Below are 23,075 nucleotides of genomic sequence, written 5' to 3'. Positions count from 1 at the left end.
TAGTTAACATTTATAACCGCAGCTTTGGGGAGAGATCCCAAAACGTTGTAATGTTAAGCCTAAGTTTTTATACCATTGATTGGTGCAATATGACGGTAGGGATGGAATGAGTTTATCCAGAGTTCTAGCCATGTTTTTCTCAGCTTCAGTTTTATTGTTTCCATACGCGCATATATAACCAGGTATTTCTCTCGTACTACTGTAAGAATGGACGTTTTCATCATGTTTATGGTTAAACCATACAACGGTCGTGCCGTTATCTTCTTCTAGCTGATTGGCAAAGTGTTGGTGGTAACTAAGCCCAGGAGGTAGGCATAAAACCCACCAGAGAGCATAACCACTGCAGTCTTGATTTAATAAATCTTCATCTGCGAAATTTTCGGTCCAGCATTTGAACATGAACTTTAGAGCGTTGCAGCCACTGCCAAATGGAAGTGTGTTGCAAGTTGTTACATCTCCGTGAAGTCGGGGGGCTACTTCTAAAACATACACCGTACCATCATTCGACAGAATGAAGTCACCTTTAACAGGACCCTCGGTCAGGTTGATTGCCCGGCAAGCATGTTCCATTAGGCGATGAACTTCATTTGATGTGTTCGTCGGTATATCGGCAGGATCGTTGCCTCCAAGGGGTAAGCATTCAGGGAAATCTGTAATATATTTTTCCAGGGTGCCGGCTGGGTAGTATTTGTTTTTAAAAAATACGCCGTTGGCATCAATAGAGCGTCCCTCAATATAAGGCTCAAGCAAAACACTTCCTTCAAAATCAACAGGCTCAAGAGCAGCTTGCCAAATTTTTTCTAGGTCATCCCCATCGTGAATAGCTTGTACTCCTCGGCTTCCTGAGCCTAGAGAGGGTTTTATGATAAAAGTTTCATCCTTGCCGGTTATCGAACGATTTATGTCATTGATATTTTTCATCACAGTACATGGAGGGGTATGAATTCCCTTTTCTAGCCATGCGCCTTTCATAAGTACTTTGTCTGCAGCGGTGAGAATAGATTCAGGGGAGGCATAAGGAAGCCCTAAATGCTGCCGAAGCTGATTTGCCAAGGGCGCCCCAATCTCATTGCCACAGTAAACGCCACAAATAGTTATATTTGACGGGAGGCTGGCAATAAATTTTTCATGGCTACCGCTTTGATCTGCTGCACTCAGCTGAGCATGAAAGTCCGCATGCAATATACCAGGAGCATCAGGGTTCTGGTCGGTTACAATTGTCAGAAGTCCTAACTCTTTCGTCCAGCTAAATGTTTTTATTGCCAGTGGCCCAGCTCCGATAATGTATATTGCTTTTTTCTGCATTTCTCTAGGGCTCCATATTCGGATTGATATCTTATTTCATCATTGGGCATGTCATGCTACGGTGTTATTTGAGCTATCCAAATACTTTTATGATCGATTTAGCTGTATTCATGTTGCTCAACTTTTGCAATTATAATGGCATGCCTGCCCATTCCAGCCTGGGCCAGTTGACGATAAAAGTTTAATCGATGTTCCTGTAGCCCTATGTATTCAAAATTCAGGTCGAAATGCATTCTTTTTTTGTGGCACAGAGGACCTAGTTGATTATCGTCTATATAGTTTTCCCCCATAAGCAGGAACATATCCATAGGGAAGGTTGTTAAGCGATCTAATACTTCAAAACCGTTTTGGCTTAAGAGGTTTTCTAATGTGTCGAAATTGAAATAATTGATATGGTCCCTGTCGATCCACCATGGCTGGAAATTGCCGCTGCTTTCAAGAGTCATCTGGAATGGATTAAAGTCATTAGGTACCGATATGATGAAGATCCCATCTCTTTTGAGTGTTTTTTTAACAAGCTGCACAAAATTGGCGGGATGCGGTACGTGTTCTAAAACCATGTCCGAGTGCACGATGTCGAATTCTCCGAGGGTTGCAGCAGAGACTGTATCAAAGAACCCAGCATCAACATCAAAACCTTGCTGGTGGCAGTATTCTACGGCAGCGACTCCTGGTTCAATCCCTTTTATCGTCCAACCAGAGTTCTGAGCTACTCGTAAAAATCGTCCAGGGCCGCAGCCTATATCTAAGAGCTCTTTTCCGTTGGTGTTTAAGTATTTCTCGGCTAGCCGAAGGCGGTCTCCATACAAGCCGTCACGCCAATTTTTTTCTTCATCACTGGCGTTATCGAGATAAGCACTTGCCTTGGTCTTAGAAAAAAAATCTGTCTCATAGTAGGGCATCAAGTCATCGCTAGAGGGCAAAGGATCCACATGTGCGTACCCACATTCTAAGCAATTAATAACTTTTAGGCCTTTGTGTGTTGCTAAAACTTTCCCGTGATGCATCTTGTTATAAAGCCTCAACTTAAGAGAACTGATTGGTAAGGGGTTGAATATGCAAACAAACTAATTCTTAAATATTTCCCTTGTTTTCAGCAAAGGGCGAAGGCCATCGCTCGGGTCTGCCCTCCAGTCTCTGTCAGGGAGTTCGCTTTTAGATATCGAAATTGAACTAGAGCCGTCAGCCAAATGAGCTTGCTTTATATCTTTTATGACGGGATAAATTTGCTCAGGTAGCCAGCAATGTCCTGCTTCATATTCTTCACCTTTCTTGTCTAGATCCAGGTGGAACTCAATCATCGATGCCTGCATATGTTGAGTTGCACGATATAGCACAGCAGGGCTCACACTATGATCAGACCAGCCTGCATCGCAGCCAAAAGTGTTTCGTAGGGTTTCTATAGTCTTTAAATTACATTGTTCGATTGGTGTAGGGTAGGCCGATACACAGTGCAAAAGCGTGAGCTTTTCGCAGCCAGATGCTGCAGTTACTGCAGATCTGATTTCATCTTCCGTTGCCATGCCAGTAGATATAACTAGAGGTTTCCCGGTTTCAGAGCAACGTTGGATTAGATCGCTCCACAGTAGTTCATATGATGAAATTTTGAAAAAATCTACATAAGGTTCAAGCTCCTCAACCGCTTTTAGATAAAAAGGGGTGCAGCTGAAGGCAATGTTTTGTTGCTGGCAGCGTTTAGATAGTTCAGGTAAAAACTGTAAGGGAAGTTCCCAGGCTCTTCTTTTTCTATGTGGTTCGCTGTCGTTGAGAATTTCAGGAGCAAATAGCTCATCAATTTTGAAAAGCTGGAACTTTACCGCGTCACAGCCAATCTCTGCTGCGGTATCAATGAATTGAAAACAGCGCTCTAAGTTTTGAGCATGATTACTCGATACTTCAGCGATAAAATATGGCAGTTTTTTGTGCATGAGTTGAGAGCTTATTGTCAAACTAATTAAAAGAGGTTATCGGCAGCAGTTGCTTAAAACATTAAGAACTTTGTGAATTGTTTTTTCATCCATATCCGGGAATAAGGGGAGAGATAATGCCGAGTGATAATACTCTAATGCGCCGGGAAAACTTTGTGCATCAGTAGATGCTGCATAGTAAGGATGCATAAAGATGGGGATGTAGTGTAACTGACAGCCTATACCTTGCTCATGCATTCTCTTGAATAGCTGGGATTGAGAGAGGTGACTTGATTGCCTGACAACGTAAAGGTGATACGCAGATATTTGACCAATGCTTTGCTGTAAATGCTGAAATGGAAGCTTCATACTTTCTAAAGCGTCAGTGTAAAGTTTTGCAATTTGATTTCTTTTCAGGGTGAAGTCAGTTAAGCGTTTTAATTGGGATAGCCCTAGAGCTGCTTGAAGGTCCGTTAAGCGGTAGTTATAACCCAAAGCCTGCATTTCATAATACCAAGGGCCCTGAGTTGAGTGTTGCAATTTCTCCTCATCTCTTACGATACCGTGATTTGCATAGAGTCGAGCCCTGTTAGCTAATTCTTTTTTGTTGGTAAGTAAGGCCCCGCCTTCTCCGCTTGTTATCGGTTTTACAGGGTGAAAACTAAAAACGGATATGTCGCTATATTGGCATGAACCAATGGGTTTGCTTTCGTATTGCCCTCCTAGAGCATGGCAAGCATCTTCGATAATCTTGATATCATACTGCTGACATAGAGAGCTGATAGTCTTCATGTCACAGCTCTGTCCTGCTAGGTGGACCACAATGAGAGCTTTAGGAAGAAGGCCATTGTTTTCTGCGTTTTTTAATTTCTGAGCCAATTCAGTTGTACATATTAAGCCACTATTTGGGTCAATATCGACGAAACTTACCTCTGCACCGCAGTATTTTGCGCAGTTTGCACTTGCTACGAAACTGACCGAACTTACCCATACAAGATCATCTTTTTCAATTTCAAGTGCTAGGCAAGCAAGATGTAGGGCTGCGGTTCCATTGCATACCGCTAGAGCATGTTTCGACTGGCACTTATCCGCCAGGGCTTTTTCAAAAGCATTCACTACGGGCCCTTGTGTGAGAGAATTAGAATTGAGTACATCAACAACAGTATCTATATCTTCTTGAGATATAGATTGTCGACCGTAACCTATCATAGGCCTAATTGCTCGTTCAGATTTTTTATCTGGTTTACAGTAAGGAAGTTGCTATTGTTTAGAGAGTTATACTCGAAACCGGAAGGTACTGCGTGACCTTTTTCATTAAGGTGGTTTCGAGTGTAATCAATATCACCAGAGAAAAAGCGAATAGTTGGTGTGATTACATAGTGATCGTGAAATTCGACGCTATGGTATGAATCATCAGACGGTAGCATGATTTCGTGAAGTTTCTCTCCAGGGCGGATACCTATATCTTTAAGCGGTAAGCTTGGAGCCATCGCATTGGCGAGGTCTGTGATGCGAATTGAAGGTATTTTAGGAATAAAGGTCTCCCCACCTTGCATTCTTTCAAGATTTTTTAGCACAAAATCTACACCTTCCTGTAGCGTGATCCAGAAACGAGTCATTTCCAAATGTGTAATAGGTAATGCATCACAACCGTCATTGATCAGTTTTCTGAAGAATGGAACTACCGAGCCACGTGATCCTACAACGTTGCCGTAACGGACAACGCTAAAGCGGGTTCTGTGGCCGCCTGCAATATTGTTTCCCGCAATAAAAAGCTTGTCTGATGCTAATTTGGTGGCTCCGTAAAGGTTTACTGGATTTGCTGCTTTATCCGTAGATAAAGCAATAACTTTATCTACATTATTTGATAATGCAGCTTTGATGACATTCTCAGCTCCGTGAATATTGGTCTTAATACACTCCATAGGATTGTATTCTGCAGCAGGAACTTGCTTGAGTGCAGCGGCGTGAATTACGTAATCGATACCTTGCATGGCTTGTTGCAACCGGTCTTTGTCGCGTACATCTCCAATGAAATAGCGCATGCATGGCGCATCAAAATATTGCTGCATCTCAAACTGTTTAAGTTCATCTCGGGAGTAAATGATGATTTTCTTAGGACGATAGCGTTCCAGTAGGGTTTTTGTATATTGTTTACCAAAGGAGCCGGTGCCACCGGTAATCAATATGGTTTTATTATCGAACATCTGAACTTCCCTACCGTGCTGGATTTACATACGTTATCGGCAGAATTGCCTGGAATTGAAAGGCATTTTTTGCAGTCGGGTAATGTTATCTTTTTCTAAGCTGAGGAGTAAAGAATATTAAAGGAAGATCGGTTGTAGCCGATTACTCAGTTCAGTACGTTAGGTGATCTAGTTAATTTAGTAAGGTGTGTGCATGGCAGTTAATTTAAATGCTCTGAAGCAGTATCAAAGTGTTGACCTGCGAGCTACGGTAGAAACAGCAAGTCCCCATAAATTGATTTCAATGTTACTGGATGGAGCTCTGGGTGCGCTGGCAAAGGCTAAAGGAGCTATTGAGCGTAATAGTATCGAGGAACGTACTTCTTCTCTCAACAAGGCTTCTGAGATAGTTGTTAGTCTTAAGGGTAGTCTGGATCTTGAGCAGGGTGGTGAAGTCGCAGCAAATCTGGATGCTTTGTATGACTACATGGTTTCGGGAATTCTGGAAGCAAACCGAAATAATGATGCAGATAAGGTTCAGGAAATAATGAATCTTATGCTGGAGATTAAGCAGGGTTGGTCTGAGATGCCCAATGAGATTCAAGTGGGTGACGAGTAACTTGTTAGTTTTTGGATATAGTTAACAAAAAGCTGCCTTCTGGCAGCTTTTTTATTGCCAGGCTCAGGGCATACAGGACTGGCGTCGTAAATTAGGAATTAAACGAACTGTTAAGTGCGAGCGCTCGCTGGTGCTGGTTTAGTCCTGGTATGTGTCATAATAATGTCAGGATATTAATGTGTTGTGTAATGTGACATAAAATTGACAATTATGGGGAATGTGGTCACTATTAGAAAAAAATAAAGATTCGTTTTCTCTATGTCGTCTAAGCCTAGTGTTTTAATCATTGATGATGATATCAGCAGGCGTGAGCTGCTTGGCTCGGCCCTTGCTTTTCTGGATCAAAATTTTCAGTTTTATGGTTTCGTTGATTGGCTGCAATCCGCTTCTGAACAGTTAGGTGAAGAAGGTATCCGGCTGGTGATACTCGGGCAGAGTCAGTTGCCAATCTCTCTTGAGAAGCTGATTAAGGATCTGCAACAAAGAATCCCGTCAGCCGCCGTGATCACGTTGGGGGAGTGGAGTGAATCTGAATCCCTGCCTGATGATCTTAATATAAGTCTGATTGGGCAGATCAGCGCACCGTTCAACTATAAGGAGCTCCTTGATCAGCTTCATAAAGCTCAGGTCTATCACGGTTCCTATGCAAGCAACTCCGAAAGTGATGCCGGATCTTTTTCCTCGTTGGTAGGTAGTAGCCAGTCCATGCTTACGGTTCGCAAGGCCATGAGCCAGGTGGCAGGTCGTGACGTCAATGTCCTGATTACTGGTGAGTCTGGAACGGGTAAAGAGGTGGTTGCCCGCAATCTTCATGACCACTCTGTACGTAAAGATGGCCCATTTGTTCCGATTAACTGCGGCGCTATTCCGGCCGATCTTCTGGAAAGTGAGTTGTTTGGGCATGAAAAAGGGGCGTTTACAGGTGCGGTAAGTAGTAGGGCAGGTCGTTTTGAGTTAGCTAAAGGCGGAACTCTGTTTCTGGATGAGATCGGCGATATGCCACTACCAATGCAGGTAAAGCTGTTGCGTGTGCTTCAAGAAAGAAAGTTTGAGCGTATCGGTGGTACTAAAACTCTCGAAGCAGATATTCGTGTCATAGCTGCAACCCACAAAGATCTTGAACAGATGATAACGGAAGGTAGCTTCCGTGAAGATCTGTATTATCGTTTGAATGTTTTTCCTATTGAGATGCCCCCTTTAAGGGATCGCTTAGAAGATCTTCCCTTATTACTGGATGAGTTACTAAGCCGTCTTAAAAGTCAGGGATTGGACTCTGTTCGTTTTCAGCATAGTGCGATTGAGTCTCTGCAGCAGCACAGCTGGCCGGGGAATGTTCGTGAGTTGGCAAATTTGTTGGAGCGGCTGGCTATTATGTACCCAAATGGGGTTGTTGGTGTTTCTGAACTTCCCGCTCGTTTTCAACATATAGATGAGCCAGATCCAGATCGTTATTCCGTCCAAGATGAAGAGCAGACAGATAAAAGCGTACCTGATACGGGAGGTATGCTTGCTGTATCAGCGCTGGATCTTTTGCCTGAAGATGGACTTAATCTTAAAGAGCACCTTGAATCGATAGAAAGGTCATTGATTGAACAGGCCGTGAATAGAAGTTCAGGTGTTGTAGCCAGGGCAGCAGAGGCTTTGCAGATCCGGCGAACCACGCTGGTGGAAAAAATGCGTAAATATGGGATGCAGCGTAAGTAGATGAGTGATCAAAATAATCTTCAGGCTTGCCAGCAGCGCATTGCAGAGTTGGAACAGGAATTAGCAGAGTCTCGGCAACAGCTGAGTATCGAGCTCGAGCAACGTCAACAGGGTGATGATCGCAATGCTGGGCTAAGTGATCGTTTTCAGCACCTTTTGGCTTTGTTACCTGCAGGTGTTGTGATGATTGATGGCTCGGGTGTTGTCGCGGAAGCTAATCCTGCAGCAGAAAACTTTCTTGGTAAGCCTCTACAGGGCCAGCCTTGGTTTGAAATTATTAATCGTAGCTTTGCTCCGAAAAGTGATGATGGGCATGAAGTTTCTCTGAAAGATGGGCGCCGTGTAAGTCTGATGACACGTGCGATGGATGTTGAGCCCGGGCAGCTGGTTCTGTTGACTGATCAGACTGAAACCCGGTTGCTACAGGGGCGCTTATCGCATTATCAGCGTTTGTCTGAGATGGGCAGAATGATGGCCTCACTAGCACATCAGATCAGAACCCCTTTATCGGCTGCTCTGTTATATGTTGATCATCTTACCCGTCCCGATCTGCAGCAGGAGCAGCGTCAGAAATTTGCTGGTAAGGCAAAATCGCGCCTGACTAATCTAGAGCAACAAGTCAGGGATATGCTTATCTTTGCCCGTGGTGAGATGCGACTAGATGATAGTGTTACCACTACTGCTTTAATGGCTGAGTTGGAAGATATGCTTGATCTGCCACTGGTCAACTTTGATGCGGACTGTGATTGCCTTAATGAAGTGCCGGGTTATACCTTGCAGTGTAATAAAGAAGCCCTGCTTGGGGTTTGTATGAATCTGGTTGAAAACGCTTTACAGGCTTGTGGGAAAGGATCAGAGCTGCAGATCCGTTTTTCTGATGCAGAGCAGTTTGTGCGCATTGATATCATCGACCAGGGGCCGGGTATGGACAGTGAGGCGGTTAAAAAAGCAATGGAGCCTTTTTATACAACCAAGTCTCATGGTACAGGTTTAGGGCTTGCTGTAGCCCAGGTTGTTGCTCACGCTCATCATGGCCGTTTTGAGCTGCAATCAGAAGATGGTAAAGGGACGGTAGCAAGCATTTTGCTGCCTTGCGTAAAACCAGGAAATTAAAGTTGTCACTTGAGTAGATATATATGAGCAACAAGATACTGATTGTTGAAGATGATAATGAGCTGAGAGAGGCTCTGTGCGATACGCTTGAGTTGGCCGGTTTTAACTTCCTGGAAGCAGAGGATGCAGAAAAAGCGCTTGAACTGTTGACCGAGCATCAGGTTGATATGGTTGTCACCGATGTGAATATGCCGGGTATGGATGGTCACCAGCTATTGGAAAAAATTCGTAGCCAGTATCCCGGTTTGCCAGTGATGCTGATCACTGCTTTCGGTCAGGTTAGTAAGGCGGTTGAGGCGATCAAAGCCGGGGCTGTGGATTATTTGATGAAGCCTTTTGATTCGGCGGCATTGATCTCCGCAGTACGTCGCTTTGCGGTGGGTGAAACAACAGCACAAGAAATTGAACAGCCGATCGCTGAAGAGCCCAGTAGTAAGCAGTTGCTCCAGCTGGCGCGTCGCGTAGCTGCTTCAGATTCTACAGTACTTATCTCGGGTGAGTCTGGCACCGGTAAAGAGGTATTGGCGCAGTACGTGCACAATCACTCCGCCAGAGCTGATAAGCCCTTTATTGCGATCAACTGTGCAGCTATTCCTGAGAATATGTTGGAAGCCACTCTTTTTGGTCACGAAAAAGGTGCTTTTACGGGGGCGTACAATAACTCCCCGGGTAAATTTGAGCAGGCTAATGGTGGAACTATTCTGCTGGATGAGATCTCGGAGATGGATCTGGGTTTGCAGGCGAAGTTATTGCGCGTATTGCAGGAGCAAGAGGTTGAGCGTATTGGTGGACGCAAAGTGATTCCGCTGGATGTTCGAGTGCTTGCGACCACTAACCGCCAGTTAGAGTCCTATGTAAAAGAAGGGAAGTTTAGAGAGGATCTGTATTATCGACTAAATGTTTTTCCATTGCAGTGGAAACCGCTGCGGGAACGTCCTGCTGATGTGGTACCGCTGGCTGAAAGGCTGTTTCGTAAATACTGCCAGAAGATGCACCGTGCACCAGTCGCACTTACCGATGATGTCAAAGCAGCCTTAGCAGGTTATGCGTGGCCAGGTAATGTTCGAGAACTGGACAATGTGGTGCAGCGGGCCTTGATTCTTCAAGGTGGTACAGAGATCCGAGCTGTTGATCTGATGTTGAATCCTTCAGATATCTCGCATACAGAAATAGAAAGCCCGGTTGAAGCCGAGGATGATGAAGATCTGGCAGGGCAGTTGGGTGAAGGGATGCGTCAGCATGAATTTCAGCTGATTATCGATGCGCTCAAATCAACCCATGGGAGCCGTAAAGAAGCTTCTGAAAAATTGGGCATCAGTCCACGTACCTTGCGTTATAAGTTGGCTAAGATGCGAGAAATGGGGCTGGATCTAGATAAGCTTTTAGGCCGATAGCTCTCTTTGCCAATGGCAGGGTGTAGTATTTTCTATAGTGTAAAAGTCACATCGAGTTGTGAGTTTGGGTGCCCAGAACGCTTAGTTTCAGAGTTTGTGGGCGCTTGTAAGCTATTTTTGCGTTGTGTGGCTGTTTCTTTGCTGCCTTCTTCATTTGTTGCTGTGAGTCCTTGAAAAATAAACAAAAGTTTTCTCAGGCGCTGGTTTTTTTTGGCAGGATGAATGGTCTGGTGAGACTAAGGTCTTAGTCCGGATATACCAATGTCTAATTCAGAGAATTGACCCCCCTTCTGTATAAATCTAAGTCCAAATGGAACCACGTGAATGCTGATAATAAGAATTTAGTAAAAAGCAGCGTGGCAATCCGAGAAATAAAACAATCAAGCTAAGGGCATCACGATGAGTGAAAAGGTATATCCAGTAAGTCCGGAAGTTGCGGCAAACGCGCACATCGATAACGAAAAATATCAGGCGATGTATGAGCAGTCGGTTAACGATCCGGATACATTCTGGGGTGAGGCAGGTAAGCGCCTAGATTGGTTCAAACCATACACTAAAGTTAAAAACACTTCTTTTGACCCGCACAATGTTGATATCCGTTGGTATGAAGACGGTACTCTGAACGTTTCTCACAACTGTCTGGACCGTCATCTGGAAACGCGTGGCGACCAGGTAGCAATCATCTGGGAAGGTGACGACCCAAGCGAATCTGAAAATATTACTTACCGTGATCTGCACGAGCGCGTATGTAAGTTTGCAAATGCACTGAAAGCACAGGGCGTTGAGAAGGGTGATGTAGTTACTTTGTACCTTCCGATGATTCCAGAAGCGGCAGTTGCAATGCTGGCTTGTACACGTATCGGTGCTGTTCACTCAATCGTATTCGGTGGTTTCTCTCCAGAAGCTCTGGCAGCTCGTATCGAAGGTGCGAACTCTAAAGTAGTTGTAACATCTAACTACTCTCTGCGTGCTGGTAAGTCCGTTCCTCTGAAAGCGAACGTAGACAAAGCGCTTGAGCACGGTGAAGTTAAAGACATCGTAGACAGCGTAATTGTTGTTAAGCGTGTTGAAGAAGATGTTGCTTGGAATGACAGCGTAGATGTTTGGTACGAAGAGCTGGTTGCTGCTGCATCTGCAGACTGCCCGGCTGAAGAGCTGAATGCAGAAGATCCAATGTTTATCCTGTACACATCTGGTTCTACTGGTGCCCCAAAAGGTCTGAAGCACACTACGGGTGGTTACCTGGTATACGCTTCTATGACTCACGAGTACGCTTTTGACTACAAAGAAGGCGACATCTACTGGTGTACTGCTGACGTAGGTTGGGTAACAGGCCACAGCTACATCGTATACGGACCACTAGCGAACGGTGCAACTTCTCTGATGTTTGAAGGTGTTCCAAGCTACCCAGATAACAGCCGTTTCGGCCGCGTTATCGAAAAACATAAAGTTAACCAGTTCTACACTGCTCCAACGGCTATCCGTGCACTGATGCAGCAGGGCGAAGATGTACTGGGTGACTCTGATCTATCTACATTGCGTATTCTTGGATCAGTTGGTGAGCCTATCAACCCAGAAGCATGGGATTGGTACCACCGTATTATCGGCCAGGGTCGCTGCCCAATCGTTGATACTTGGTGGCAGACAGAGACTGGCGGCATGATGATTCTGCCTCTGCCGGGTGCATGTGACGCTAAGCCAGGTGCGGCTTCTCGTCCATTCTTCGGTGTTCAGCCAGCGCTGCTTGATGCAGATGGTAAAACTCTGGAAGGCGCAACTGACGGTAACCTGGTAATCACTGATTCTTGGCCTTCACAGGCGCGTTCAATCTGGGGTGACCACGAGCGCTTTACTCAGACTTACTTCAGCACATACAAGGGTGTTTACACTACTGGTGATGGTGCTCGTCGTGATGAAGACGGTTATTACTGGATCACAGGTCGTGTAGATGACGTAATCAACGTATCTGGCCACCGTATGGGTACTGCGGAAGTTGAGTCTGCTCTAGTAGCTCACGAAGCAGTAGCTGAAGCTGCTGTAGTAGGTTACCCGCACGAAGTTAAGGGTCAGGGTATCTACGTTTACGTAACTCTGCAGGCTGGTTACGAGCAGTCTGACGAGCTTCTGAAAGAGCTGCGCTTGCACGTACGTTCTGAGATCGGTCCAATTGCATCACCTGACTTGATTCAGTTCGCGCCAGGCATGCCTAAGACTCGTTCTGGTAAGATCATGCGTCGTATCCTGCGTAAGATTGCTGAAGACGATTTCAGTGCTCTGGGTGATACTTCTACCCTGGCAGATCCATCAGTAGTTGATGATCTGATCGAAAACCGTATGAACCGTAACGACTAATTTATAATTAATTAGTTATAAAAACTCCCGTAGGGCTGGGAAATTCCTAGCCTTACGGGAGTTTTTTGTTTTAAAGTAGTATGTTCTTGTTATAGGGATAACGTTCCTTGACGGTCAGCGTTCGTTTAAGGGTTTCTGAAGGGGGAGTTGAACGCATGCAGCTAGCGCAAAAAATTATTATCGCAGATGATCATCCGTTGTTTCGTGCTGCTTTAAAGCAGGCAGTGTCTCAGGCTATGCCGGGAGTAGAAACAATTGAGTCTGATTCGCTTCAGGCTGTTCAGGATGCGGTAGATCAGCATTCAGACGCCGACCTGGTTTTGCTGGATATCCATATGCCGGGTACTAATGGCTTTTCTGGTCTGGTGTTCCTGCGTGGTCAGAACCCTGGTATCCCTGTTGTCGTTGTTTCTGGTAGTGAAGAGCCACACGTAATGAAGCGTGCCATTGACTATGGCGCATCAGGTTTTATTCCGAAGTCAGCACCGCTGGAAACCATTGGTGAAGCTATTGTTGCTGTACTAGAGGGTGAAGAGTGGTTGCCACAGGAAGTTGCCGATAATCTGGGCGATGTTAGTGAAGATGATCAGAAATTCGCTGCTGCCCTGGCTGCGCTGACACCACAGCAGTTCCGTGTACTGACTATGCTGACGGAAGGCTTGTTAAACAAGCAGATCGCATATGAGTTAAACGTATCTGAAGCGACTATCAAAGCTCACGTAACGGCTATTCTGCGTAAGTTGGGCGTACATAGTCGAACTCAGGCAGTTATTGCTGCTCAGCGCTTGGGTGTTGAGCCGCCGAAAACTGATCTGGAATAATTGGTTCGAAATAAAGAAAAAGGCGCATTCAGCGCCTTTTTTGTTGGAGCGATGTCCGCATCGCGATTAAATCCGACAAATAATATCGGCGTGAGGATGCGCCTCCAACGAGATACTTTGAAATGGTGTCGCTCACGGGGTGAGCACCTACATTTCTGCCTCATTGGCTCTAGCTGTGGCAATGGTCTTGTTGATCATTGCTCGAAGTGCTGCCGGGCGAATTGGTTTGGTCAGAAGTTGTGCGCCAAATTCACTTATCTCAGCTTTGACCTCATCCGTGCGATCAGCAGTGATAACAATGGATGGAACTTCTTTCTGCAGCAGAGGTTTCAGGTCCTCAAGTGCCATAATGCCTGTAAGCGTCTCAGACAGGTGGTAGTCGGCGAGAATGATCTCTGGCTGATAGCCTTCAGATTCAACCAGAGAAACCGCTTCCTTGGCTGACAGGGCGGTTCTGGCGTCGCAACCCCAGCCATTCAGCAGTGCAGACATCCCTTCCAGTATTTTCGGTTCGTTATCGATAACCAAGGCGCGAATGCCATTTAGGCCCTTACTGCGGATCCAGCCGCGCTTCTCTGGTTTAGGTTTGACGGCTTTAGCTTCATCTCCTAAAGGTATCTCAACGCTGAAAACTGTGCCTTTAGTTGGCCATGAGCGAACATTGAGCTTGTGATTGAGCATTCTGGCAATTCGCTCTGTGATTGCTAGACCCAGACCAAGTCCCTGAACCTGTGAGTGTTTAGGGTTGTCTATGCGGCGGAACTCCTCGAATACTTCTTTTATCTTATCTTCTGCAATACCAACGCCTGTATCCCAAACCTCTATTCGAAGCATGTTTTTTCTGCGGCGGCAGCCCAGTAGAATTTTGCCTTCCTGCGTATAGCGGATGGCGTTTGAAAGGAAGTTCTGGATGATTCGTCTCAGCAGTTGTTGATCCGAGCGTACTACCTTCTTGCATGGAACAAAGTGGAATTTGAGCTGTTTTTTATCTGCGACAGCTGTGAATTCAGTGTTTAATGCAGTGAACATGTCATCGAGACAGAAATCTGTAATTGACGGTTCCAGGGCGCCGGCATCCAGTTTGGAAATATCCAGGATGGCAGTGATCAGTTCTTCTGCTGCGGTTAGAGAACCGTTGAGATTGTCAACTAACTGGCTGGTCTCTTCGCTATGGCTTTGCTGGGCTAATGCAGATGTAAACAGGCGGGCAGCGTTAAGCGGTTGGAGCAGGTCATGACTCGCAGATGCAAGGAATCGAGTTTTGCCAAGGTTGGCGTCATCGGCATCTGATTTGGCCTGACGTAGTTCGTCTTCCATCAGGGAGCGAATGGTGTTCTCTTTACGAAGTTCTTTGTTAACTACTGATAATGCGTGCGTACGCTCTCGAACTCGTTGTTCAAGGGTTTCGTTGGTCTCTTTGAGTGCTATTTCTGCCTTACGGCGTTCCGTGATGTCCTGGTAAAGCGAGAAGTAACCGAGGATATCCCCATATTCACCAATATGTGGGATGTACTGGACTTCCGCATAGCGAGTGTCGCCGTCTATGCTTGGTAGTGTGGTTTCAAATTGTTGGCGTTTGCCTTCCAATACCGCAGAGATGTACGGGCGGCGCAGTTCGTAACCTTCAGGGGTCATGATCTTATAGCAGGGTTGCCCGCTTATCGAACTACGGTCCAGATTAAATGTTTCTGCATAGGCTTTGTTCACAAACAGATAACGCCGTTCCGGATCCAGATAGGCGATAAGAACAGGAACGTTATCGGTGTATATACGGATGTTCTGCTCGCTTTCTCTAAGCGCCTCTTCCACGTGTTTGTGGTTGGTAATGTCCATGTAGGTATTGACGTAACCGCCATTTGGCATGGGGTTTCCGCGAACCTCTAGTACGGTTCCATCCGGGCGGAAGCGTTCGTAGCTGTGGCGCTTACCAGACCTTAATACCTTTAAGCGCTTTCGTACCTGTTGGTCGTTGTTGCCAGGGCCATATTCACCTTTCATGGCGTTATAGCGGAATACCTCTTCTATAGGTCTGCCAACGCAGATCAGGCCTTCGGGATAATCAAACATTTCCACATAGACGCGGTTCCAGGCGACTAGGCGCATCTGTTGATCGACTACGCTGATGCCCATGCTTATGTTTTCGATGGTGGATTGCAGTAGCGAACGGTTAAATCGCAAGGCTTGGGAGGCTTCATCAACGATGGTTACAACATCACCAATATGCATATCCTTACCGCGTAGGGTAGAGGCAAGAACGATGCGTGCTGAGGAAGCACCGATAACACCGGCTAAGAGTCGTTCGGTAAATTGGATCAGTTCGGGTGTTGCTTTATCACCGGAAAGAGGTGGTTCCTCGCCTCGTTGTAGAGCAAAGCCGGTGAAGGAGTGTTGAGTGCGACTGATGCCAAGGAAGCGTTCGGTTAGCATCTGTAGGTCGCCAACGGTGACTTGCCCGTACTGGCGTGAGCTTTCTGTCAGATCTTTGTTGTAAACATCAACAAATGCACTCGCCTGTATGCGATCGACTAGGCGTAGATTTGTGTAGCGTGAGATCACAATGTAGAGGAACAGGTTGGCGCTTAAGCTCCAGATGACGCCATGGGTTAGAGGGTCTAGGCCAGTAATGCCTAATAATGCCGTAGGTTTCAGCCAGTCTATGCCGAAAATGCCTGTATTCAGATACTCAGGGCCTAATAGTCCTGCTTCACTAAATGATGGCAGGACAAGTGTATACAGCCAAAGTATAAAGCCGCCAATAAGCCCGGCAAGTACGCCATGGCGAGAGCCTGCTTTCCAGTATATGCCGCCAATAATTGCTGGCAGGAATTGGGCCGCAGCAACAAAAGCGAGAAGGCCAAATGATGCTAGTGGAGATTGCTCTCCAAGAATACGGTAGTAGAAGTACGCAAGGATCATCAGGCACATGATGGTGATGCGGCGTACACGTAGTAGCAGGGCGCCTACATCATTATTACTGGATAGCTTCAGCCATGAGATTCGGAAAAGCAGTGGCATGATGATGTCGTTACAAACCATGGTGGCCAAAGTGATGCTGGCAACGATTACCATGCTGGTTGATGCTGATAGGCCGCCAATAAAGGCAAAAGTGGCCAGGTCTTTATGGTCTGCGGCTAGTGGCAGCATCAATACAAAGGTATCGGCATCTACTTCAGTGTTTCCGAAATAAAGCATGCCTGCCGTGGAGATCGGTAGGACAAACACTGCCAGTAATAAAAGGTAAGCAGGGAAGAGCCAGCGAGCAAGCTTGAGGTGTGCAGGGTTGGTGTTTTCAACAATGGTGACGTGAAATTGACGCGGCAGACAGATGATGGCTGCACATGCCAGCAGGATTTCTGTCAAAAAACTGTCTTCAAGAAAAGAGCTGTAGTTGCTGTTGCTATTCAACTGGATAGCAACGTTGTAGGCCAAATCATCGAGTCCGTCGAAAACCTCAACGGTCACAAATATTCCTACGGCTATAAATGCGGTGAGCTTAACGATTGACTCAAAGGCGACCGCGAGTACGAGGCCTTCATGATGCTCTGTAGCGTCGATGTGACGTGTACCAAACAATATGGCAAAGATAGCCATGACGATAGCGACAAAAAGAGCGGTATCACTACCCTTACTCAAAACGTCTTCGGTTCCAGGTGTTAGGGCGTTATAACTTATGGCAACCGCTTTAAGCTGCATCGCAATATAAGGCATTGTTCCGGTTACGGCGATGATGGTAATCAGGACTGCTAGTGCCTGGCTTTTGCCGTAACGGGATGAAATAAAATCGGAAATTGTTGTGATGTTCTGCTGCTTACTAATCAGAATCATCTTTTCTATCAGACGCCAGCCAAAAATAAAGACTATTGCTGGACCTAGATAGGTTGCGAGAAATTCCCAGCCGCTGGTAGTGGCTCGCCCTACTGCGCCGTAAAAGGTCCAGGAGGAGCAGTAAACAGCCAGGGATAGCGAGTAGATAATCGGGCGGCTGATAATCTTTGAGCTTCTCTGTGCAGTCTTATCGCCGTAGTAAGCGATCGCAAAAAGAAGGCCTAAATAGCAGAGGGAGATTAGAATTATTGACCAGCCTGACAGCATATCTCTTGTCCGAAAATAATTATTTCAATGCTTAAACAGTTTTATCAGCTTAGTGTACTTGTTTTGCGTTAGAACCCAACCATATCTCGGTAGTTTAGGAAAAATGACATATACGGGAATACGGCTAAGACCTTTGTATAGCTTGTTGTAGTTATTAGCTTTTTTTATTTTAAAAAGTATTCAGCACAAGTGGCTGAACGGGGGATATAGGTAGTCTAAGACCTTAGTGGCTGAGTCGACTAAAGTTGAGCTTTGTTTGGCTTTGCTGTCTGTTAGTCTCTACCTGTCTTAAATTTTCACCAATTTTAAATAACAAAAATAAGGATGGTGTTATGTCAATCAGTAATGAGCAGGCGCAAGCCTACTGGCGCGAAAACTTGCGCATCATTATGACTCACCTCGCAATCTGGTTCGTAGTTTCCTACGGCTGCGCGATCCTGTTTGTTGACCAGCTTAATGAGATTCCGTTCTTCGGTTTCCCACTAGGTTTCTGGTTCGGCCAGCAGGGGTCAATCTTCGCTTTCGTCATCTTGATCTGGACTTACGTGTTCAGTATGAACAAGCTTGACGAGAAGTATGACGTTCACGAATAAAAATAATAAGTTCAATTAGGACGGCATTGCTATGAGTCTCGACGTTTTAACATTTCTCTTTGTAGGTGGCTCCTTTGCGCTTTATATCGGTATCGCGATATGGGCACGTGCAGGATCTACTAAAGAATTCTACGTTGCGGGCGGTGGTGTACCACCGGTTGCTAACGGTATGGCGACTGCAGCTGACTGGATGTCAGCAGCTTCGTTTATCTCTCTGGCTGGTCTGGTTTCCTTCGTAGGTCGTGATGGTGCGGCTTATCTGATGGGCTGGACTGGTGGTTACGTACTGCTGGCACTTACGCTGGCTCCTTACCTGCGTAAGTTTGGTAAGTTCACAGTACCTGACTTCATCGGTGATCGTTACTACTCTTCTACTGCACGTACAATCGCAGTAGTTTGTACTATCGTGATCTCTTTCACCTACGTAGCTGGTCAGATGCGTGGTGTTGGTATCGTATTCTCTCGTTACCTGCACGTTGACATCAACACTGGTGTAGTTATCGGTATGGCGATCGTATTCTTCTACGCTGTACTGGGTGGTATGAAAGGTATTACTTATACTCAGGTAGCTCAGTACGTTGTACTGATCCTAGCATTCACTGTTCCAGCGTTCTTCCTGTCTGCACAGATCACTGGCCACTTCCTGCCTCAGATCGGTCTGGGTGCAACTCTGGATAGCGGCATGTCTGTACTGGCTACTCTGGACCAGCTGTCTGTTGATCTGGGCTTCCATCAGTATACTGACGGTAAGAAATCAACTATTGATATCTTCTTCCTGACTGTAGCTCTGATGTGTGGTACTGCGGGTCTGCCTCACGTAATCGTACGTTTCTTCACAGTACCTCGCGTAAAAGACGCTCGTCTTTCTGCGGGTTACGCGCTGATCTTCATCGCGCTGCTGTACACTGCGGTTCCTGGTGTTGCTGGTTTCGGTCGTGTAAACCTGATCCAGACAATCAATGGTGCTGACGGTACTGGTACTGCATACACTGAAATGCCTGATTGGTTCAAAAACTGGGAGAACACTGGTCTTCTAGGTTGGACTGACCGTAACGGTGACGGCAAAGTACAGTATGCTGCTGGTGCTGCGTTCGACGCTAAGAAAGGTAAGCCTGCGTTCATCGATGAGCGTGGTGAGTACGGTCAGCGTCTGGCTAGCAACGCGAAAGCGGGTGCTGAGTTCGATGCAGCTAAACAGCCTTTCGCAAACGAAGTATACGTAGACCGTGACATCATGGTACTGGCTAACCCAGATATCGCTCAGCTTCCAAACTGGGTAATCGCTCTGGTAGCGGCTGGTGCGGTTGCTGCGGCACTGTCTACAGCTGCGGGTCTGCTGCTGGTAATCTCTACAGCGATCTCGCATGACTTGATGAAGAAGACTATCAACCCAGATATCTCTGATAAGCAGGAGCTGATGTATGCACGTCTGGCTGCTATCGTTGCTATCTGTATTGCGGGTTACTTCGGTATCAACCCTCCAGGCTTCGTGGCCCAGGTAGTAGCCCTGGCATTCGGTCTGGCGTGTGCGTCCGTATTCCCAGCAATCATCATGGGTATCTTCTGGAAGCGTCACACTTCTCAGGGTGCGATCGCAGGTATGCTGGTAGGTCTGGTATCTACTATGTGCTACATGTACTACTTCGCATTTGGCGGCGGTTCACCTTCCGAGTACATCATGGGTATCTCTCCAGGTGGCTTCGGTACTGTAGGTGCGATCCTTCACATCATCGTTGGCTTCGTAGTATCCAACATGACTGAAGAACCACCGCAGGAAATCCAGGATATCGTAGAAGATCTGCGTATCCCACGTGGTGCTGGTGCTGCTCACGATCACTAAGATCGACTAGTTAAATCTATAAAAGGGCGCCCAGCGGTTGTTGGTGCGCCCTTTCTTTTTCCTACAAAGGGGATGTTGGAAATGCCTGATTCTTTCAAAATGACAAACCTGCCATTCAGCTTGCTGGATGAAAAAGAGCAACAGTTGCTGCGCTCAAGTCTTGATATTGCTTATTACCAGAAAGGTGAGTACATCATGACGGCGGGAGAAGAGCCGGAGGGTGTGTTTGTTATTTTTAAAGGAAAGGTTGGTGAGAGTGAAGTGCAGGAGGAGGGAAGTGATACTCCTGAGCATGTTTTTGTTCACTATACCAATGAGGATTATTTTGGTGGTTGGTCGGCCATCCGTGGTAAGGCAATACATAACTTTATCGCGGAAGAGGAGACTATTTGCCACATTCTGCCTACTAAAACACTATTGGACCTAATGTCGACCAATAGTCTTTTTGCTGATTATTTCCAGCAAAATCTTTCCGCAAAAACAGAGATAGTACAGCAGCATGGTAAAGACCAGGATATGGCCGAATTTATGCTGGCAAAAGTGTCCGATGGGTTGGTGCGTGAGCCTTTGGTTATTCAGGAAGGGACCTCCATTAGTGATGCTACTCTGAAAATGCGCCAAGCTAAAGCTGACTGTATTTTGGTTAAGCGTGGTAATAGATATGGCATGGTAACAGGAACAGACTTACTTGATGCTGTTATTGTAAATCAGTTGCCTATGGAGACTGATTTGGCAGAGATTGCCAGTTATCGTTTGATCACAGTTAGGCCTGATGATTATCTGTTTAATGCTCTGATTATTATGACGCAACAGCATATAGAGCGTGTTGTTGTTATGAAAGATGGAGAGATGAGCGGCATAGTCGAGCTTACAGATGTATTGAGTTATTTCTCCAGTCATTCGCATGTAATTGGTTTGCGTATTGAGCGTGCCCAGACGGTTGAGGATTTAAAAGAGGCTGAACAGGGTTTGGATGATCTGATTAAGGCTTTGGTTTCTCAGGGGGTTAAAACACGCTTTGTTATGGATCTCTTGGCGGCAATGAATGGTCGCATTATCGCTAAGCTGTTTAATATTATGATCCCAAGTGATATGCAGCCTCACGTTTGTTTGCTTGTGATGGGCTCCGAAGGTCGTGGCGAGCAGATTATGAAGACTGACCAGGATAATGCGATTATCCACCGCGATGGTTTGGTTTGGCCAGAAATGCAGGATGTCCTGAATAAGTTTAGTCAGACTTTAATCGAATTTGGCTTCCCGCCTTGTCCGGGTAATATCATGGTATCCAACCCTGATTGGGTGCGTTCTCTCGGTGGTTGGACTCAAATGCTGGGTGAATGGGCGGATCGATGTGATGGTGATTCGCAAATGAATTTGGCAATAGCTGTAGATGCAAAGCCTGTAGCGGGCAATCCGGCGATTTTTAAGGCGAGCCGTAACTGGTTTATGCGTCATCTGCGTAACAATGATGTTTTCTTCTCGCATTTCGCTAAGGCTTCCATTGAGTTTGATACTCCGCTGACTTTCTTTGGGAATCTAAAGGATAAAGGTGAGCTGGATATCAAAAAGGGCGGTATTTTCCCTATTGTTCATGGAATTAGGACAATTGCGCTTGAGCATAGGATTAAGCAGACCAATACATTTGAGCGGATAGAGGCATTAGTTGAGGCCGGGCAGCTTAAAGATAAGCACGGTAAGGAAATAGCTGAGGCGTTGAGTCTATTTATTAGTCTGCGTTTGAGGCAACAGGTTAAGCGAATTGAGTGCAGTGAGACGGGGCATGATCAGACCCCTAATGTCATCGAGCTGCAGTCACTGGACAAGTTGGAGCGAGATCTCCTGCGTGATGCTTTGCATATTGTAAAAGGCTTTAAGAAGCATCTTGAGATGAGATATCACCTCGGAGGATGATGAATGATCATACCTAGAGCGGTCAGAAGAATAAAAGAAAAATACGACCATAAGTCTGGGCCGTATGCTCACCTGTTCGAGGCTTATGATGGAGATGAGGTGGTTTCGCTGGATTGTGAAACAACAAGTCTGGATGTTAAGCAGGGTGAGATAGTTTCAATTGGTGGTGTGCGTATTAAAGGTCAGAAGGTTCTGGCCAGTGAGCGCTTGGATATTAAACTAAAGCCACCTAAGTCACTCACTGGTGACTCAATTAAAATCCATAAAATCCGTGAAAGTGATCTCGCTGAAGGTATAGAGCTTGATGATGCGCTGGAGCAGGTGTTGGAGTTTGTTGGTAATCGTCCAATACTGGGTTATTACGTGAACTATGATATCCGTATGTTGGATAAGTATATCCGTCCCAAGTTCGGTTTTGGTTTGCCGAATAAGGCGATAGAGCTTTCTCATGTTTACCATGACATTATTAAATGGAAGTCGGTTGGGGGTAATGTTGATCTGCGCTTCGATACAATTTCTAAGCAGCTTGATATTCCTATGTTAGAGCGGCATACCGCTGTTGGAGATGCTTTAACGGTTGCTCTGATGTATGTGCGCTTGAAATATGGCGATCCGCCAGAGGCGCATTATTAAGTCATAACTTTGTCAGAATAATAACGGGCCTTTGGCCCGTTTTTTGCTTTTTTAATACATATAAATCTTTGTAATCGTGTTTTTAGACAAAAAAATGTCGAAATCGGGTGTTTGCGTTATTGAAGCTGTAAGCTACCCGGTTATAATGTCAATAAAATGCCGTTTGGTTGAGTGTTATGGAAAGAGCAGATATTAATAGCGTACTTATGCAGATGAGAACAATTAAGTCTCAGGTGCAGGGTGCAGCTAATGGTATATCGCCGGTAGCGCCTTCTATGGATATGGACGGTGTAAAGTCGGTAGATCGTACCGGTTTTGGTGATATTCTTAAGAATGCGGTTGATAGCGTTAGTGAAGTTCAGGGTGATGCCAAAAAACTGGCGGTTGCCTATGAGCAAGGTGATCCAACGATCGATCTGCCGCAGGTTATGATAGCGGCAGAAAAAGCGTCGGTATCATTTCAGGCAATGACTCAGGTAAGAAACCGCCTGGTTACTGCTTATGAAGATATTATGAAGATGCCAATCTAATATTATTAGAACAATAAGTAAGGTGAGTGGCTGTGGCTGACACAGAAGCGTTAAGTGGAAGTCCAATGCTGGGCT

At 45.9% G+C, this 23,075-nt stretch carries 17 protein-coding genes; 11 read left to right on the top strand and 6 right to left on the bottom strand.

Annotated features, from left to right (window positions below):
* Positions 1–3 precede the first annotated feature (3 nt).
* The 5 genes from GY843_RS05500 to pseB all read right to left on the bottom strand — a co-directional run bounded on the left by GY843_RS05500 (position 4) and on the right by pseB (position 5,419).
* Entirely contained in the window at positions 4–1,305 is a 1,302-nt protein-coding gene (locus GY843_RS05500) for an acetyl-CoA carboxylase biotin carboxylase subunit family protein (RefSeq protein ID WP_297307329.1), read from the bottom strand.
* Between the two features lie 98 nt (positions 1,306–1,403).
* Positions 1,404–2,237: a class I SAM-dependent methyltransferase gene (locus GY843_RS05495; RefSeq protein WP_297307327.1), complete on the bottom strand. Its 834-nt coding sequence runs from the start codon at positions 2,235–2,237 to the stop codon at positions 1,404–1,406.
* 135 nt (positions 2,238–2,372) lie between these two features.
* Positions 2,373–3,233, bottom strand: coding sequence for an N-acetylneuraminate synthase family protein (locus tag GY843_RS05490; protein WP_297307325.1), 861 nt, complete (start codon positions 3,231–3,233; stop codon positions 2,373–2,375).
* 36 nt (positions 3,234–3,269) lie between these two features.
* A complete protein-coding gene (gene pseC, locus GY843_RS05485; protein WP_297307323.1) occupies positions 3,270–4,421 on the bottom strand; it encodes a UDP-4-amino-4,6-dideoxy-N-acetyl-beta-L-altrosamine transaminase in 1,152 nt (383 codons plus the stop codon).
* Positions 4,418–5,419 (bottom strand): UDP-N-acetylglucosamine 4,6-dehydratase (inverting), encoded by a 1,002-nt coding sequence (pseB, locus tag GY843_RS05480; RefSeq protein WP_297307321.1) that lies wholly within the window; start codon positions 5,417–5,419, stop codon positions 4,418–4,420. The genes pseC and pseB overlap by 4 nt, the downstream gene beginning before the upstream one ends.
* Positions 5,420–5,612: 193 nt before the next feature.
* Between pseB and fliS the strand changes: the two genes are divergently transcribed.
* The 6 genes from fliS (at position 5,613) to GY843_RS05450 (ending at position 13,401) form a co-directional block, all read left to right on the top strand.
* The gene (gene fliS / locus GY843_RS05475; RefSeq protein ID WP_297307319.1) at positions 5,613–6,017 is read left to right on the top strand and encodes a flagellar export chaperone FliS; all 405 of its coding nucleotides are present in this window, start codon (positions 5,613–5,615) and stop codon (positions 6,015–6,017) included.
* Between the two features lie 258 nt (positions 6,018–6,275).
* A complete protein-coding gene (locus GY843_RS05470; RefSeq protein ID WP_297307317.1) occupies positions 6,276–7,721 on the top strand; it encodes a sigma-54 dependent transcriptional regulator in 1,446 nt (481 codons plus the stop codon).
* A complete protein-coding gene (locus GY843_RS05465; RefSeq protein ID WP_297307315.1) occupies positions 7,722–8,834 on the top strand; it encodes an ATP-binding protein in 1,113 nt (370 codons plus the stop codon). It begins immediately after the preceding gene.
* Positions 8,835–8,857: 23 nt separating this feature from the next.
* Positions 8,858–10,228 (top strand): sigma-54 dependent transcriptional regulator, encoded by a 1,371-nt coding sequence (locus GY843_RS05460; protein ID WP_297307313.1) that lies wholly within the window; start codon positions 8,858–8,860, stop codon positions 10,226–10,228.
* 399 nt (positions 10,229–10,627) lie between these two features.
* Entirely contained in the window at positions 10,628–12,580 is a 1,953-nt protein-coding gene (acs, locus tag GY843_RS05455) for an acetate--CoA ligase (RefSeq protein ID WP_297307311.1), read from the top strand.
* 155 nt (positions 12,581–12,735) lie between these two features.
* Positions 12,736–13,401 carry a response regulator transcription factor gene (locus GY843_RS05450; protein ID WP_297307309.1) on the top strand — a complete coding sequence of 222 codons (666 nt, stop codon included), beginning with the start codon at positions 12,736–12,738 and terminating at the stop codon, positions 13,399–13,401.
* Between the two features lie 147 nt (positions 13,402–13,548).
* On the opposite strand, the gene GY843_RS05445 is transcribed toward GY843_RS05450, so the two are convergent.
* Entirely contained in the window at positions 13,549–17,493 is a 3,945-nt protein-coding gene (locus tag GY843_RS05445; RefSeq protein ID WP_297307307.1) for a NahK/ErcS family hybrid sensor histidine kinase/response regulator, read from the bottom strand.
* A gap of 332 nt (positions 17,494–17,825) precedes the next feature.
* Between GY843_RS05445 and GY843_RS05440 the strand changes: the two genes are divergently transcribed.
* From GY843_RS05440 to fliE, 5 genes are all read left to right on the top strand, one after another.
* Positions 17,826–18,086, top strand: coding sequence for a DUF4212 domain-containing protein (locus tag GY843_RS05440; protein WP_297307305.1), 261 nt, complete (start codon positions 17,826–17,828; stop codon positions 18,084–18,086).
* Between the two features lie 31 nt (positions 18,087–18,117).
* Positions 18,118–19,926 (top strand): sodium:solute symporter family protein, encoded by a 1,809-nt coding sequence (locus GY843_RS05435; RefSeq protein WP_297307303.1) that lies wholly within the window; start codon positions 18,118–18,120, stop codon positions 19,924–19,926.
* Positions 19,927–20,007: 81 nt separating this feature from the next.
* Positions 20,008–21,837: a putative nucleotidyltransferase substrate binding domain-containing protein gene (locus GY843_RS05430; RefSeq protein ID WP_297307301.1), complete on the top strand. Its 1,830-nt coding sequence runs from the start codon at positions 20,008–20,010 to the stop codon at positions 21,835–21,837.
* Between the two features lie 3 nt (positions 21,838–21,840).
* The gene (locus GY843_RS05425; protein WP_297307298.1) at positions 21,841–22,470 is read left to right on the top strand and encodes a 3'-5' exonuclease; all 630 of its coding nucleotides are present in this window, start codon (positions 21,841–21,843) and stop codon (positions 22,468–22,470) included.
* 176 nt (positions 22,471–22,646) lie between these two features.
* Complete coding sequence (fliE, locus tag GY843_RS05420; RefSeq protein ID WP_297307296.1) at positions 22,647–23,000, top strand: flagellar hook-basal body complex protein FliE; 354 nt, start codon at positions 22,647–22,649, stop codon at positions 22,998–23,000.
* Positions 23,001–23,075 lie beyond the last annotated feature (75 nt).

The organism is Neptuniibacter sp., from assembly GCF_024231755.1.
GTDB lineage: Bacteria > Pseudomonadota > Gammaproteobacteria > Pseudomonadales > Balneatricaceae > Neptuniibacter.
Note: the sequence above shows the minus strand (reverse complement) of the source record. Positions and strands in the feature narration are given on the sequence as shown.

Coding starts and splice junctions, on each gene's coding strand:
- GY843_RS05435 (WP_297307303.1), top strand. CDS start 18,118: ATGAGTCTCGACGTTTTAACATTTCTCTTTGTAGGTGGCTCCTTTGCG.
- GY843_RS05500 (WP_297307329.1), bottom strand. CDS start 1,305: ATGCAGAAAAAAGCAATATACATTATCGGAGCTGGGCCACTGGCAATA.
- GY843_RS05440 (WP_297307305.1), top strand. CDS start 17,826: ATGTCAATCAGTAATGAGCAGGCGCAAGCCTACTGGCGCGAAAACTTG.
- GY843_RS05430 (WP_297307301.1), top strand. CDS start 20,008: ATGCCTGATTCTTTCAAAATGACAAACCTGCCATTCAGCTTGCTGGAT.
- GY843_RS05460 (WP_297307313.1), top strand. CDS start 8,858: ATGAGCAACAAGATACTGATTGTTGAAGATGATAATGAGCTGAGAGAG.
- GY843_RS05490 (WP_297307325.1), bottom strand. CDS start 3,233: ATGCACAAAAAACTGCCATATTTTATCGCTGAAGTATCGAGTAATCAT.
- acs (WP_297307311.1), top strand. CDS start 10,628: ATGAGTGAAAAGGTATATCCAGTAAGTCCGGAAGTTGCGGCAAACGCG.
- GY843_RS05425 (WP_297307298.1), top strand. CDS start 21,841: ATGATCATACCTAGAGCGGTCAGAAGAATAAAAGAAAAATACGACCAT.
- pseC (WP_297307323.1), bottom strand. CDS start 4,421: ATGATAGGTTACGGTCGACAATCTATATCTCAAGAAGATATAGATACT.
- GY843_RS05465 (WP_297307315.1), top strand. CDS start 7,722: ATGAGTGATCAAAATAATCTTCAGGCTTGCCAGCAGCGCATTGCAGAG.
- fliE (WP_297307296.1), top strand. CDS start 22,647: ATGGAAAGAGCAGATATTAATAGCGTACTTATGCAGATGAGAACAATT.
- pseB (WP_297307321.1), bottom strand. CDS start 5,419: ATGTTCGATAATAAAACCATATTGATTACCGGTGGCACCGGCTCCTTT.
- fliS (WP_297307319.1), top strand. CDS start 5,613: ATGGCAGTTAATTTAAATGCTCTGAAGCAGTATCAAAGTGTTGACCTG.
- GY843_RS05450 (WP_297307309.1), top strand. CDS start 12,736: ATGCAGCTAGCGCAAAAAATTATTATCGCAGATGATCATCCGTTGTTT.
- GY843_RS05470 (WP_297307317.1), top strand. CDS start 6,276: ATGTCGTCTAAGCCTAGTGTTTTAATCATTGATGATGATATCAGCAGG.
- GY843_RS05445 (WP_297307307.1), bottom strand. CDS start 17,493: ATGCTGTCAGGCTGGTCAATAATTCTAATCTCCCTCTGCTATTTAGGC.